This is a genomic window from Curtobacterium sp. NPDC090217, from assembly GCF_044746705.1.
Classification (GTDB): Bacteria; Actinomycetota; Actinomycetes; order Actinomycetales; family Microbacteriaceae; genus Curtobacterium.
In genome coordinates, this window is record NZ_JBIVCR010000003.1 from 477,480 (window position 1) to 490,781 (window position 13,302).

At 71.3% G+C, this 13,302-nt stretch carries 12 protein-coding genes and 1 rRNA gene; 10 read left to right on the forward strand and 3 right to left on the reverse strand.

What is annotated here, in order from left to right; all coding sequences use genetic code 11:
• Position 1 precedes the first annotated feature (1 nt).
• Both ACIPJ2_RS14140 and ACIPJ2_RS14145 read right to left on the reverse strand, forming a co-directional pair.
• On the reverse strand, positions 2–682 hold the full coding sequence (locus tag ACIPJ2_RS14140; protein ID WP_402729338.1) for a class I SAM-dependent methyltransferase: 681 nt from the start codon (positions 680–682) through the stop codon (positions 2–4).
• A 66-nt stretch (positions 683–748) separates the two neighbouring features.
• Positions 749–1,495, reverse strand: a complete 747-nt coding sequence (locus ACIPJ2_RS14145; protein ID WP_281267500.1) for a FadR/GntR family transcriptional regulator — start codon at positions 1,493–1,495, stop codon at positions 749–751.
• A 161-nt stretch (positions 1,496–1,656) separates the two neighbouring features.
• On the opposite strand from ACIPJ2_RS14145, the gene ACIPJ2_RS14150 reads away from it, so the two are divergent.
• Genes ACIPJ2_RS14150 through ACIPJ2_RS14175 form a run of 6 tightly spaced genes read left to right on the forward strand, consistent with a single transcriptional unit; the run spans position 1,657 to position 7,798 of the window.
• Positions 1,657–3,051 (forward strand): MFS transporter, encoded by a 1,395-nt coding sequence (locus ACIPJ2_RS14150; protein ID WP_402729339.1) that lies wholly within the window; start codon positions 1,657–1,659, stop codon positions 3,049–3,051.
• Entirely contained in the window at positions 3,048–4,760 is a 1,713-nt protein-coding gene (locus ACIPJ2_RS14155) for a dihydroxyacetone kinase family protein (protein WP_402729340.1), read from the forward strand. The genes ACIPJ2_RS14150 and ACIPJ2_RS14155 overlap by 4 nt, the downstream gene beginning before the upstream one ends.
• 29 nt (positions 4,761–4,789) lie before the next feature.
• Entirely contained in the window at positions 4,790–5,272 is a 483-nt protein-coding gene (locus ACIPJ2_RS14160) for a ribose-5-phosphate isomerase (protein WP_281267503.1), read from the forward strand.
• Positions 5,272–6,060 (forward strand): triose-phosphate isomerase family protein, encoded by a 789-nt coding sequence (locus ACIPJ2_RS14165; protein ID WP_402729341.1) that lies wholly within the window; start codon positions 5,272–5,274, stop codon positions 6,058–6,060. The genes ACIPJ2_RS14160 and ACIPJ2_RS14165 overlap by 1 nt, the downstream gene beginning before the upstream one ends.
• A complete protein-coding gene (locus tag ACIPJ2_RS14170; RefSeq protein WP_402729342.1) occupies positions 6,057–6,887 on the forward strand; it encodes a sugar phosphate isomerase/epimerase family protein in 831 nt (276 codons plus the stop codon). The genes ACIPJ2_RS14165 and ACIPJ2_RS14170 overlap by 4 nt, the downstream gene beginning before the upstream one ends.
• On the forward strand, positions 6,884–7,798 hold the full coding sequence (locus ACIPJ2_RS14175; RefSeq protein ID WP_281267506.1) for a phosphogluconate dehydrogenase C-terminal domain-containing protein: 915 nt from the start codon (positions 6,884–6,886) through the stop codon (positions 7,796–7,798). Before ACIPJ2_RS14170 ends, ACIPJ2_RS14175 begins: the two co-directional genes overlap by 4 nt.
• Here ACIPJ2_RS14175 and ACIPJ2_RS14180 read toward each other — a convergent pair.
• The gene (locus tag ACIPJ2_RS14180) at positions 7,788–9,350 is read right to left on the reverse strand and encodes a PLP-dependent aminotransferase family protein (RefSeq protein ID WP_402729343.1); all 1,563 of its coding nucleotides are present in this window, start codon (positions 9,348–9,350) and stop codon (positions 7,788–7,790) included. The genes ACIPJ2_RS14175 and ACIPJ2_RS14180 overlap by 11 nt on opposite strands.
• A gap of 22 nt (positions 9,351–9,372) precedes the next feature.
• On the opposite strand from ACIPJ2_RS14180, the gene ACIPJ2_RS14185 reads away from it, so the two are divergent.
• The 4 genes from ACIPJ2_RS14185 to ACIPJ2_RS14200 form a co-directional block, all read left to right on the forward strand.
• The gene (locus ACIPJ2_RS14185; protein ID WP_402729344.1) at positions 9,373–10,113 is read left to right on the forward strand and encodes a pyridoxamine 5'-phosphate oxidase family protein; all 741 of its coding nucleotides are present in this window, start codon (positions 9,373–9,375) and stop codon (positions 10,111–10,113) included.
• A 182-nt stretch (positions 10,114–10,295) separates the two neighbouring features.
• Complete coding sequence (locus ACIPJ2_RS14190) at positions 10,296–11,225, forward strand: NlpC/P60 family protein (protein WP_281267508.1); 930 nt, start codon at positions 10,296–10,298, stop codon at positions 11,223–11,225.
• 41 nt (positions 11,226–11,266) lie between these two features.
• Positions 11,267–12,499, forward strand: coding sequence for a 23S rRNA (adenine(2503)-C(2))-methyltransferase RlmN (gene rlmN, locus ACIPJ2_RS14195; RefSeq protein ID WP_281267509.1), 1,233 nt, complete (start codon positions 11,267–11,269; stop codon positions 12,497–12,499).
• A 711-nt stretch (positions 12,500–13,210) separates the two neighbouring features.
• Positions 13,211–13,302 (forward strand): 16S ribosomal RNA (locus ACIPJ2_RS14200); the annotation flags it as partial.

Consider the following 13,302-nt stretch of genomic DNA (forward strand, 5'->3'; position numbering starts at 1 on the left):
GTCACCGCCGCCGGACGAGCACCACGCTGTCGAGGAGGTCGTGCACGGTCCCGTCGTCGCGCTGCACCGACCGCGGTCGTGTCTCCGCAGCGACGACGTCCCACCCTTCGGGCGCGAGCGCGAGGGCGTCGAGGTCGTCCGACGGCGTCGGGAAGCGGTGTCCGTGGAACTCCTCGGGGACGCCGCCAGGGGGTGCGGCGTGCGCGGTCACGAGCAGGTGCCCACCGGGTGCGACGAAGCGGGTGGCCCGGTGCAGGATCGCGTCGCGGGGGATCTCGACCGGCCAGGACTGCAGGAAGGACGCCGTGACGAGGTCGAAGGGCTCTTCGGTGTCCCAGACGGCGAGGTCGGCGGCGACGAAGGTCGTACGGTCCCCGAGCCCGGCAGCCTCCGCCGCAGCGCGTCCGCGGTCGGTTGCCGTCGCCGACAGATCGACGCCGGTCGCCGCCCACCCCTGCGCCGCGAGCCAGAGGACATCGCCGCCTTCACCGCACCCGAGGTCGAGCGCCCGCAGGTCCCGCGGATCCCGTCCGTGCCGCGGCGAGACGTGCCGTTCCACCGTGTCGGCGAGTACCGCGTTGACCCGGCCGGACCACATGCGGTCCTGGTCGGCGTAGCGGGCTTCCCAGTACGTCGCCGGGTCGGGAGACGCGTCTGCGGGGATGTCGTGGTGCTCGTCCATCGTCCGATCCAGCCACACGCCCCGCTCGGCGGGCAAGCCCCGTTGCCGGATCGGCAAGGACCGGTGCTACTCCGTGGGGACCGGGTCGGCGTGCTCGATGCGGGCGCTCGCCGTGGCCATGTGCTCGTCCATCGCACGCTGGGTCGCAGCGACGTCTCGCGAACGCATCGCGTCGAAGACCGCACGGTGCTCGCGGTACGCGGCCTCGGTCGCCTCTCGTGTGGTCACCCGGCGGCCGACCCACACGCTGAGCATCGAACGGAGGCTCTGCAACAGGTCGGCGAGCACGTCGTTGCCGCCGGCCCGGGCGAGCAGGATGTGGAAGCGGACGTCGGCCTCGATGAAGGCGGTCGGATCGTCGAGCGCAGCGTCCTGCTGGTCGAGGGTCGCGCCGAGTGCGTCGAGTTCCTCGTCTGTCGCGCGCTGCACGGCCAGGATCGCCGCCGTCCGTTCGAGCGACGAGCGGATCTCCAGGAGTTCCCGCGTCCGGTTGGACGCGAGCATCAGGCCCCAGGACAGCGTCGTGGGGAGGAGGTCCGACGTGCCACCGCGCAGGTACGTGCCCGATCCCGGACGGATCTGCACGATGCCGAGGATCTCGAGTGCCGCGAGCGCCTCACGGACGGCCGAACGACCGACCCCGAGCTGCTCGGCGAGGATGCGCTCGGACGGGAGGCGCGACCCGGGGGCGAGGTCGCCGGCGGTCAGCAACGAGACGAGCTGGCGGGCGACCTCCGAGGCGGGCGAACCCGTCGGCACGGACTCGAGCTCGAGTCGCATGTTGAGCGGGTCGTTCTCGCTGAACGCGGGCATGGGGAGATCGTACCGTTCGGTCAACTGGTCAACCGGTTGACAAATACGAGAAGTGCGATGCACACTGTCCTGGGCGCGCCGAAGCGCCCCGAACTCGTTCCGGAACCCGCACGCGCAGCAGCGCCGGACGAGGTCGACCACCCCATCGAGCAGGAGTCATCGTGGACATCCCCGCCACGCGAGGTATCCCCACCTCCGTCGTCGAGAAGACGACCATCCGCAAGATCGCCATCCGCATCGTGCCGTTCGTGGCGCTGATGTTCTTCATCAACTTCCTCGACCGCACCGCGATCTCCTTCGCGGCGCCGAACGGCATGGAGGCGGACCTCGGTCTGACCGCCGCGCAGTTCGGGTTCGCCTCCGGTGTGTTCTTCATCGGCTACCTCGTGCTCGAGGTGCCGTCCAACCTCGCCCTGCACAAGTTCGGCGCGCGGATCTGGCTCGCCCGAATCATGATCACGTGGGGCATCGTCTCGCTGCTGTTCACGTGGGTGCAGAACTACCCGCAGCTCGTCGGCCTGCGCTTCCTGCTCGGCATCGCGGAGGCCGGGTTCTTCCCCGGCGCGATCCTGTTCCTGTCGACGTGGGTACCCGCACGCCACCGCGGCAAGATGCTCGCGCTGTTCTACCTCGCGCAGCCGCTGACGAGCGTCATCGGCTCCCCGCTCGCCGGCTGGCTGATGACCCACGAGGGACTGCTCGGCGGACTCGCCGGCTGGCGCTTCATGTTCCTCTGCGTGTCGATCCCCGCGATCATCGTCGGCATCCTGTGCCTCTTCGTCCTCAAGGACAAGCCGTCCCAGGCCAAGTGGCTCGACGAGGACGAGAAGGTCTGGCTCGAGACCGCGCTCGCCAAGGACGCCCAGGGCAAGAGCGACGGCCACGGCAAGGGTGGTCTGCGCGCCGCGTTCGGCAACGGCCGCGTCTGGATGCTGGCGTTCGTCTACTTTGGCTTCATCTACGGGCTCTACGCGCTGAGCTTCTTCCTGCCGACGATCATCGACGGCTTCCAGGAGCAGTTCGGCACGTCGTTCGACCTGTTCCAGAAGGGGCTCATCACCGCCATCCCGTACGTGCCCGCCGCGGTCGTCCTGTACTTCTGGTCGCGTGACGCCTTCCGCCGCGGCGTGAAGGTCTGGCACATCGCGCTGCCCGCGCTCGTCGGCGGCCTCAGCATCCCGGTGGCGCTCTACATGAACTCCCCGGCGGCCACCGTCGCGGTCATCGCGATCACCGCGTGCTCGATCTTCGCCGCGCTGCCGAACTTCTGGACGGTGCCGACGCAGTTCCTGTCCGGTGCCGCAGCGGCTGCCGGCGTCGCGCTCATCAACACCGTCGGCAACCTCGGTGGGTTCGCGGCGCCGTACATCACGGGCGCGGTCAGCGAGTGGACCGGCGGGTACCAGATCCCGATGTTCATCGTCGGCTTCTTCATGATCCTGTCGAGCGTGCTCATGGTGATCGTGTCCCGACAGCACCGCGGCGCTGGCGACGCCGGCTCCGCACCGACGACGACCGACGCCGAGCGCGCGGTCACCACGGAGGCAGACGCATGACCCGGTTGTTCAACGATCCGGCGGACTTCGCGGACGAGATGGTGGACGGGTTCGTCGCGGCGAACCGGGCGTGGGTGCGGAAGGTGCACGGTGGGGTCGCCCGGTCCACTGCGAGCCCGGACGGCACGGTCGCCCTGGTGATCGGTGGTGGCAGTGGCCACTATCCGGCGTTCGGTGGGCTCGTGGGACACGGGTTGGCGGCGGGTGCGGCGATGGGGAACCTGTTCGCCAGTCCGAGTGCGCAGCAGGTCACCGCGGTCGCCCGCGCAAGCCAGCACGGTGGTGGGGTGCTGCTGTCCTACGGCAACTACGCCGGCGACGTGCTCAACTTCGACGCAGCCGAACGGGCGCTGACGGAGCTGGGCATCGACGTCCGCACGGTGCGGGTCACGGACGACGTCGCGTCGGCGCCGGCGGGCGAGGCGCACAAGCGGCGGGGGATCGCGGGGGACCTGTGCGTGTTCAAGGTCGCCGGTGCCGCCGCCGAACAGGGCAAGAGCCTGGACGAGGTCGCGGAACTCGCGGAGCGAGCCAACCACCGCACGCGCAGTTTCGGTGTCGCTTTCACCGGGTGCAGCCTGCCGGGTGCGGAGGAGCCGTTGTTCACCGTCGCGGAGGGGCGGATGGCGATCGGGATGGGCATCCACGGTGAGCGGGGAATCGACGAAGCCGACGTCCCCACCGCCGACGGCCTCGCCGAGCTCCTCACCGACCGGCTCCTCAACGAGCGTCCCGAGGGTGCCGGTGACCGGGTCGTCCCGATCCTGAACGGCCTCGGGAGTGTGAAGTACGAGGAGCTGTTCGTGGTGTTCAACGCCGTGCAGCAGCGCCTCACCGATGCGGGCATCACGATCGTGGAGCCCGAGGTCGGGGAGCTCGTCACGTCGTTCGACATGGCCGGGGTGTCGTTGACGCTGTTCTGGCCGGACGCGGAACTCGAAGCGCTCTGGGCGGCACCGGCGAACGCGCCCGCGTTCCGGAAGGGCGCTGCGGTCGCGCAGGAGCGTCTCCCCGAAGACGTCCTCACCGCCGGTGCGCAGGTCCAGGTCACCCCCGGCACCCCCGAATCCCAGGAGTCCGCCCGCGTCATCGCCGAAGCGATCACCGCGATCCGCGCGACCATCGACCGCCATGCCGACGAGCTGGGTCGGATCGACGCGGTCGCCGGGGACGGCGACCACGGCATCGGCATGCAGCGCGGCTCCACCGCCGCCGACGCGGCAGCGCGCGACGCCGCCGAACGCGGCGCGGGCGTCGGCACGGTCCTCGCGATCGCGGGGGACGCGTGGTCGGACAAGGCCGGTGGCACGTCCGGTGCGATCTGGGGTGCCGCCCTGGAGGCTCTGGGTCGCGTCATCGGGGACCGGGAACGTCCCACAGCGGGGACCGTCCAGCGCGCGGTGCACGCCGCGACCGACGCGGTCCTCGCCTTCGGCGCGGTCGTGGGCGACAAGACCATGGTCGACGCCCTCGTCCCCTTCGACGACGTCCTCACCACCCGCATCGCCGCCGGCGACGACCTGACCACCGCCTGGTCCGAGGCATCGGCGGCTGCCACCAGCGCTGCCGACGCGACCGCGTCCCTCCTGCCCCGCATGGGCCGGGCGCGCACCCACGGTGAGGACGCCGTCGGCACACCCGACGCCGGCGCGATCTCGTTCGCCCTCATCACCGCAGCGGTCCTGTCGACGATCTCCGTCCCGGCCTGACCCGCACGCACCCCCTGAAAGGCATCACCATGAGCACGCAGTTCCGTCTGGTCGTCGGTTCCGACGACGCCGGGTTCGACTACAAGGAGATCATCAAGGCCGACCTGGCGAAGGACCCGCGCGTCGCGTCGGTCGTCGACGTGGGCGTCGACGCGGACGGGCACACCGCCTACCCGCACGTCGCCGTCGACGCGGCCCGCATGGTCGCGAACGGCGACGCAGACCGGGCGATCCTGATCTGCGGCACCGGGCTCGGTGTGGCGATCGCGGCGAACAAGGTCCCCGGGATCCGTGCCGTGACCGCGCACGACTCGTTCTCGGTCGAGCGGTCGATCCTGTCGAACGACGCGCAGGTGCTCTGCATGGGGCAGCGCGTCGTCGGGGTCGAGGTCGCCCGCCGGATGGCGAAGGAGTGGCTCGGCTACGAGTTCGACCAGACCTCCGCCAGCGCCGAGAAGGTCGCCGCGATCTGTTCGTACGACGGCTCGGCTCCGGTCGGCACGGACGCCTGATGACGGCCACGGCAGCGCCCCGACTCACGATCGGGGTGTCACTGAAGATGTACTTCGGCCACGCCCGGACGCTCGAGTGGGCGTCCACCGTGGCCGACATCGCCCGCGAGCACCCCGCCGTCACGAGCGGCGCCGTCGACCTGTTCGTGATCCCCACGTTCCCGGCGCTCGTCCCGGTCCGGTCGGTCCTCGAGGGCACACCGGTGCTCCTCGGCGCCCAGGACCTGGCGTGGGCGGACGAGGGTGCGTTCACCGGCGAGGTCTCCGGGCGTGAGCTCGCGGAGATCGGCGTCGACCTCGTGGAGATCGCGCACGCGGAGCGCCGCAGTCTGTTCCACGAGACGGACGACGACATCGCCGGGAAGGTCCACGCTGCCTTCCGCAACCACCTGCGTCCCCTGATCTGCGTCGGGGAGACGACCCGAGCCTCCCGTCCGGAAGCGATCTCGGACGTGACGGCGCAGCTCGACCGGTTCGTCTCGACGGCCGTCGCCGACGGCATCGCCGGCCCGGTGATCGCGGCGTACGAGCCGGTCTGGGCCATCGGCGCGCCGCAGCCGGCGCCGGACGACCACATCGCCGAGGTGCTCGCAGGCATCGAGGCGCACCTCGCGACCCGGCCGGAACTGGCCGGGAGCGTCGTGATCTACGGCGGAAGTGCCGGACCCGGCCTGCTCACCCGGGGGCGGGGCGGCATCGGAGGACTGTTCCTCGGCCGCTTCGCGCACGACCCCGAGGCGATCAGGACGATCCTGGACGAAGCGCAGGCCCTGGCGGTGACCGCATGACGTCGCTGCTCGGGCTCTCCACGTACGCCTACTTCTGGCGGATGTCCGACCGTGTGCCGTCGCCGATGTCGCTCGACGACGCGATGCGGGACGCGGCGGCCCACGGGGTCGACCTCTTCCAGATCTGCGACCACCTGCCGCTCGACACCGCGTCGGACGAGCGTCTGGCTGCCATCCGCTCGCTCGCCGGCGAGCTCGGGCTCGTGCTCGAGGTGGGGACCAGGGGGACCGCACCGGACCACCTCGCGCGGTACCTGCACATCGCGGTGGCGCTCGGCGCGACGCTCGTCCGCTCGATGTGGAGTTCCGGCGACGACCTGCCGTCCGGCGACGAGACCGAACGCCGGCTGCGTGCGGCGCTGCCCGCGTACGAAGCCGCTGGCGTGACGCTCGCCCTCGAGACGTACGAGGTCGTGCCGACCGCGGACCTCGTCGCCGTCGTCACAGCGGTCGCGTCCCCGGCCCTCGGGATCTGCCTGGACCCGGCGAACACCGTCGCGAACCTGGAACACCCGTCCGACGTCGTCGCCGCGTGCGCCCCGCACACCCGGAACTGGCACGTCAAGGACGCCGACTTCACCCGCTCGCCGGGATGGGTCGGGTTCCAGTACACCGGCGTCCCGATCGGCACCGGACGCATCGACCACGTGGCCGTCCGGGACGCGATCGACCCGCACGGCCGGGACATCAACCGGGTCATCGAGTTCTGGCTCCCGTGGCAGGACGCCACCGTGGGCGCAGACGGCGATCCAGCACAGACCACCACGCGCGTCGAGGCGGCGTGGACCGAACACACCATCGAGTACACCAGGAGCAAGGAATCATGACCGACACCGCCATCAGCCACACCATCGCAGCAGGCTCCGGCACCGCCGACGTCACCGTCGCCGTGATCGGTGCCGGCGGCAAGATGGGCACTCGCGTCTCGAACAACTTCGCGAAGAGCGAGTACACGACGCTCTACAGCGAGGCCTCGCCTGCGGGTCAGGAGCGCATCGAGGCCCTCGGCCGATCGATCACCGACAGCCTCGAGGCCGCGAAGGCCGCCGACGTGGTCGTCCTCGCCGTCCCGGACGTCCTGCTCGGCACGATCTCCGAGCAGCTCGTGCCGGTCATGCGGCCCGGAGCGACGATCCTGACGCTCGACCCCGCCGCCGCGTACGCCGGGCTGCTCGCGAAGCGCGAGGACATCCACTACGCCGTTGCGCACCCTTGCCACCCGTCGGTGTTCCTCGAGCGCACCACCAAGGAGGAGTGGGACGACACCTTCGGTGGCATCGCCGCCCCGCAGGAGGTCATCGCTGCGTTCGACGCGTCCGAGTCCCTCGGTGACGAGGGCGACGCCGCCAAGGCCGTCGCCGAAGCCGTCATCACGACCATGTACGCGCCCGTCATCCAGGTGCACTGGGTCACCGTCAAGCAGCTCGCCGTCCTGGAGCCGACCCTCGTCGAGACGATCGCCTGCATGATCGGCGACTTCCTCAACGACGCCCTCGAGGAGACCGTCACCGGTGTCGGGGTTCCCCGTGAGGCCGCCCGCGCGATGCTCTACGGCCACACCTGGATCGCGCTGACGAACGGGCTCCGCGGCTCGAACCCGTTCTCGGATGCCTGCCACATCGCGATGGGCTACGGCCGCGACAAGCTCATCAAGGAGGACTGGAAGCAGGTCTTCGACGACAGCGAGCTCGACAGCGTCATCGCGAAGATGCTCAAGATCGACGCCGTCAAGCGCTGACGCCGTCCGCTGGCGCCGTCCGCTGACGCCGTCGCTGACCGCGGCGGCGCGGGCGGCCGGCCCTGAGCTCCTCGAGCAACGCATCGACGGCGTGCTCGAGCGCCGGGAGCGCCACCGCGCCGTACCCGAGCACGACCCCGTTGCCGGCCGACCCCCGCGTCACCTCGTAGTCCGCGAGCTCCGCCACGAGGACCCCGCGCGACGCCAGCCGGGCGACGACGTCGGCGGCGGCGGGGTGACCCGGCCACGAGACCACCGCGTGCAGCCCGCCGTTCAGGGCCCGAGCCTCCAGTCCGGTCGTGCCGGACGCACCGGCCAGCCGCGCCGCGATCAGCTCCCGTCGGTGCGCGTAGTCGCGCCGCACCCGCCCCAGGTGTCGGCGGAAGGCCCCGGTCCTGAGCAGGTGCGCGACCGCCGCCTGCACGGGCTCCGCGACGACCGCACCACGCGCGACGCGTGCCGCGACGACGGCTTCGGCGACCACGGCGTCTGCTGCCCGGTCGTGGTCGGGCAGCACGACGTACGCGCAGCGCAGCCGCGGGTCGAAGGTCTTCGAGAACCCACCGACGTGCAGGACCGACGCGTCGAGCGCGGCGAGGGCCGGGACGGGCTGCCCGCGGTGCCGGAACTCGGAGTCGTAGTCGTCCTCGACGACGAGCGTTCCCGTGTCGGCGGCCCAGGCGAGCAGACGCTGCCGGCCCGCGACCGGCATCACCGAGCCGAGCGGGTACTGGTGGGTGGGCGTGACCATGACGGCGTCCACGGCCGTGTCGGCCAGGTGTGACAGCGAGATGCCGTCCGGCCCGACGGGAACCGGCACGACGATCCCGCCCGCACTCGCGATCGCACGGTGTCCGGAGCGGTAGCCGGGGTCCTCGACGGCGACGCGCGGTGGGCGGCCGAGCGCGTTGCGGAGTGCCTCGGTCACGAGCGACACCGCGTCGGAGGTCCCGGCGGCGACGACCACCCGCGACGGGTCGGGGGCGAACCCGCGGCTCAGCCCGAGCTGCACGGCGATCTGCTCCCGGAGTGCCGGGAGGCCGAGCGGGTCGGACATGGTGTTCCGGAGTGGCTGGTCCGCCGCCGCACGCCAGGCGGCGCGCCAGTCCCGCGCGGAGATCGCGGTGACGGCAGGGATCCCGGGGCGTGCGTCGACGACGCCGGCCTCCGGAGCCCGCGCTGCCCCGGCGGCCCGCGCTGCCCCGGCGGCCCGCGCAGCCCCGGCGGCCCGCACAGCCCCGATCGCCCGCGCGCCCCCGTCCGCGGACGGGTTCGTGCCCGCGCCCGGGGCCGGGTCCACCGACGCGACGACCCGCGCCGCCGCCCCGTGCCTGGTCCGGATGTACCCCTCGCCGTCGAGCTGCTCGTACGCCGCGACCACCGTCCCGCGGGCGACCCCGAGCTCGGCAGCGAGCACCCGCGTCGAGGGCAGGGCGTCCCCGGCGCGGAGCGTCCCGTCGTGCACCATGCCGCGCACCCGGGCGACGACGCCGGCGGTCTTCCCGAACTGGTCCATCGCACTCGATCCGATCTGGACTACTGACTGGTCCACTCCCGAACCTAGCGTGATCGCCATGACCAGCACCCCCGCCGTCCCCTCGATGTCCGTCCGCCGGAAGCGCGACCGCCAGGCCACCGATCCCGAAGCCCTCCGCGAGGTCCTCGCCGAGGCGTTCGTCGCCCACGTCGGCCTGGTCCGCGACGGCCACCCGATCGTGCTGCCGTTCCTCTGCGGCGTCGGCGACCTCGGCGCAGGGCCCGTCCTGCTGCTGCACGGGTCGACCGGGGGCGGCCTGTTCCTCGACGCCGGCGCCGATGGTGTGCCGGTCGCCGCGACCGTGACGCACCTCGACGGCATCGTCTTCGCCCGCTCGACCTTCGACAGCTCGGCGAACTACCGGAGCGCGATGATCGCCGGCCGCGCGACCGTCGTGCCCGCCGAGCTCCGCGCCGAGGCACTGTGGCAGGTCAGCGACCACCTCATGCCCGGCCGCCGTGACGAGGTGCGCGAGATGGCCGCCAAGGAGGTCAGGCAGACCCAGGTCCTGCAGGTCCCGCTCGAGCACGCGAGCGTCAAGATCCGGTTCGCCGGCGTCGGCGAGGACCCCGCTGACGGCGAGGACCACGGCGTCTGGGCGGGCGTCCTGCCGGTCGCGCTGCGCGCGGGAGCCCCGATCGCGGGGGACATCTCGGGGGACGCACCGGTCGACGCGTCGGTCCTCGGGCTGGCGGCGCGCCTCGACGACGTCGCGGCCGAACGGGAGGCCCGACTCGCCGCCGTCATGCGGCCGACGGTCGACGAGCCGGTCGCCTGAGGAATCTGGGAGACCGGGCGGTTCCTGTGACGGCCCGCAGGGACTCGCCGGTCTTCCCCAGCCGGGATCAGGTTCGTGACCAATACGTTATCTTCCCGAGTCGCCGTTCCCGACGGCGCGATCGCACCGCTGCGACCGTGCCCGCGCACCACTGCTCGACGGCTCGAGACCCGGAAGGAACCATGGGACGCCACGCCCTGCCCGCAGCAGCCGACGACCGTCAGCCCGCGCCGCCCGCTCTTCCGACCTCCCGTGCCCGCGGTCGACGATCGGCATCCGGTCCCGTCGCGGCCCGTTCCACCTACGTCGAACACGCGAAGCCCGCCAGGGTGATCGCACTCCGGCAGGCGTCCTCGGTACGGCCGGTCGCCGTGGCCCAGCCGGCCGGCGCCGCCTTCGTGTCCCGCTCCGGCGCGCTCCGCGCGGAACGTGCGCTCGATCCCCGGCACGTGCGTCGTGCGACGAACGCCAAGCGTGCCGCGATCCTGCTGGCGCCGGCGCTCGCGTTCACCTCGGCGCTCACCCTGTCGATGCCGGCGAACGCCGCGACGCCGGACGTCACCGCGGCGCAGACCGTGTCCGCCGCCGAGCCGCTCCAGAACTACACCGTGGCGCACGACGTCCAGGTGCCGATCACCACGACCGACGGCATGAGCGCGACGACCACGACCGTCGTCTCGTACCCGACGCTCGTGACGCGCTTCGGCGTGACCACGGCGCAGGCGCAGGCCGCACTGTCCACGGCGCTCTCCGCGGGCGGCGATCGGGCGACGATCCTGTCGACGGCGCTGCAGTACCTGGGCGACCCGTACGTCGAGGGCGGGGCGAGCCACTCGGGCATCGACTGCTCCGGGCTGACGATGGTGGCGTACCAGGCGGTCGGCATCCAGCTGGCGCACTACGTCCCGACCCAGGACGCGGCCGCGACGACGATCCCGGAGTCCGAGGCGAAGCCCGGCGACATGGTCGTGTACGACAACGAGGACCACGTCGGCCTCTACCTCGGCGAGGGTCTCGTGCTGCAGGCACCGCACCCCGGCGAGGTCGTCGACATCGTCCCGATGTACGCCGCCGCGCACCACTTCGCCCGCCTGTTGCCCGCCGGTTCCTGACCGGACGCCGGCGCGTGCCACGCGTCCCGTAAGCTGGAGTGATGGCCGCCGACACCCGAACCCCGTTCGAAGAGCAGCGCTCTGCTCGCCCGCAGGTGCGTCCGCGCACCGAGGGCTGGACCCAGGCCACCGACGGCGAGGGCCGTCCGCTCCTGCAGTTCGCGTCGCCCAAGCGTGGCAAGCCGCCGGAGCACCTCGCCGACCTGTCGGTGGAGGAACGCGAGGCCAAGGTGGTCGAGCTCGGGCTTCCGAAGTTCCGCGCCAAGCAGCTGTCGACGCACTACTTCACGCACTACTCGTCCGACCCGTCGACGATGACCGACCTGCCCGCCGCCCAGCGGGAGCAGCTCGTCGCCGGGATGCTCCCGCCGCTCCTCACCGAGACGAGGCGTCTCGCGACGGACAAGGGCGACACGATCAAGTTCCTCTGGAAGCTGCACGACGGCGCCCTCGTCGAGTCGGTGCTCATGCGCTACCCGGGGCGCATCACGCTCTGCGTCTCGTCCCAGGCTGGCTGCGGGATGAACTGCCCGTTCTGCGCGACTGGACAACAGGGCCTGACGCGCAACATGTCCACGGCCGAGATCATCGAGCAGATCGTCCGGGCGAACGCGGCCATCGCCGCGGGAGAGCTCGGGGGAGACCCGCGCAAGGGCGGCAAGGACCGCGTCGATGCCGAGCGCGTGACGAACATCGTGTTCATGGGCATGGGGGAGCCCCTGGCGAACTACAAGCGGGTGATGGACGCCGTCCGGACGATGGTCGCGCCACAGCCGCACGGCCTCGGCATGAGCGCTCGCGGCATCACGGTGTCGACCGTCGGGCTCGTCCCCGCGATCAACAAGCTCGCCGACGAGAACATCCCGATCACCTTCGCGCTGTCGCTCCACGCGCCGGACGACGAGCTCCGCGACGAGCTCATCCCGGTCAACTCGCGGTGGAAGGCCGACGAGGCCATCGACGCCGCCCACAACTACTACGTCAAGACCGGGCGACGGGTCTCGATCGAGTACGCGCTCATCAAGGACATGAACGACCACGCCTGGCGAGCCGACCTGCTCGCCGAGAAGCTCAACAAGCGCGGCAAGGGATGGGTGCACGTCAACCCGATCCCGCTCAACCCGACGCCCGGATCGGTGTGGACCTCGTCGGAGGTCCACGTGCAGGACGAGTTCGTCCGCCGACTGAACGCCGCCGGCATCCCGACGACCCTCCGCGACACCCGGGGCAAGGAGATCGACGGGGCCTGCGGGCAGCTCGCCGCTGCCGAGTAGTCGGCTGTTCCACCTCGAGGGGCACAGTGCATCCGCGCACTGTGCCCCTCGTCGTCCCGGGGCTTCCCTCGTCGTTCGGGGGACTCCGCGTCGCGCCGCGCCGATCGAGTGCGCAGACGTGGCGACCCGGAGTCCCTGCACGTCGCACCATCCGCGCTCTCGATCGGGCTCGCGCCGGCCGCGGGAATCGAGTGCGCAGACGATGCGCGTCCGGGGCCAGACTGGCCGCCACTTCTGCGCACTCGGGCCGATCGCGGCGCCTGGCCATGGGCGGCCGGTCGCGCGACACGCCCGGGGGGAGCGACGGTTGGCGGGCCCCCCGGGGCGTGTGTAGAGTAATCACTCGTTGCCGCTGAGGCGGAGAACGGAACGGCCGAGACGGACACCAGGGTGCAAGCCCCGGAAGTCGCAGTCCGGACGGGTTCCCGCTCTGGCAACCACCCCCGCAGAAGCCGAAGCGATTCGGCGTGCTCGGGGAACAAGAACGAATGCCTCTCTGGCGGAACCTCTTTCGGGGTCGAGCGGGGAGTGCGTCTGGTCCTTGAGAACTCAACAGCGTGCACATTGTCAATGCCAATTTATTGACCCCGTACTCGGCCGGTTTTGCTGGTCGAGTCGGAGACAATTCCTTTTGGATTGAAGATTGTCAGTAGACAGTCAACAGTCAAGATCAACTCGGCCTGACGCTTTCGGGTGTTGGGTCTGTAATTTTTTACGGAGAGTTTGATCCTGGCTCAGGACGAACGCTGGCGGCGTGCTTAACACATGCAAGTCGAACGATGATGCCCAGCTTGCTGGGTGGA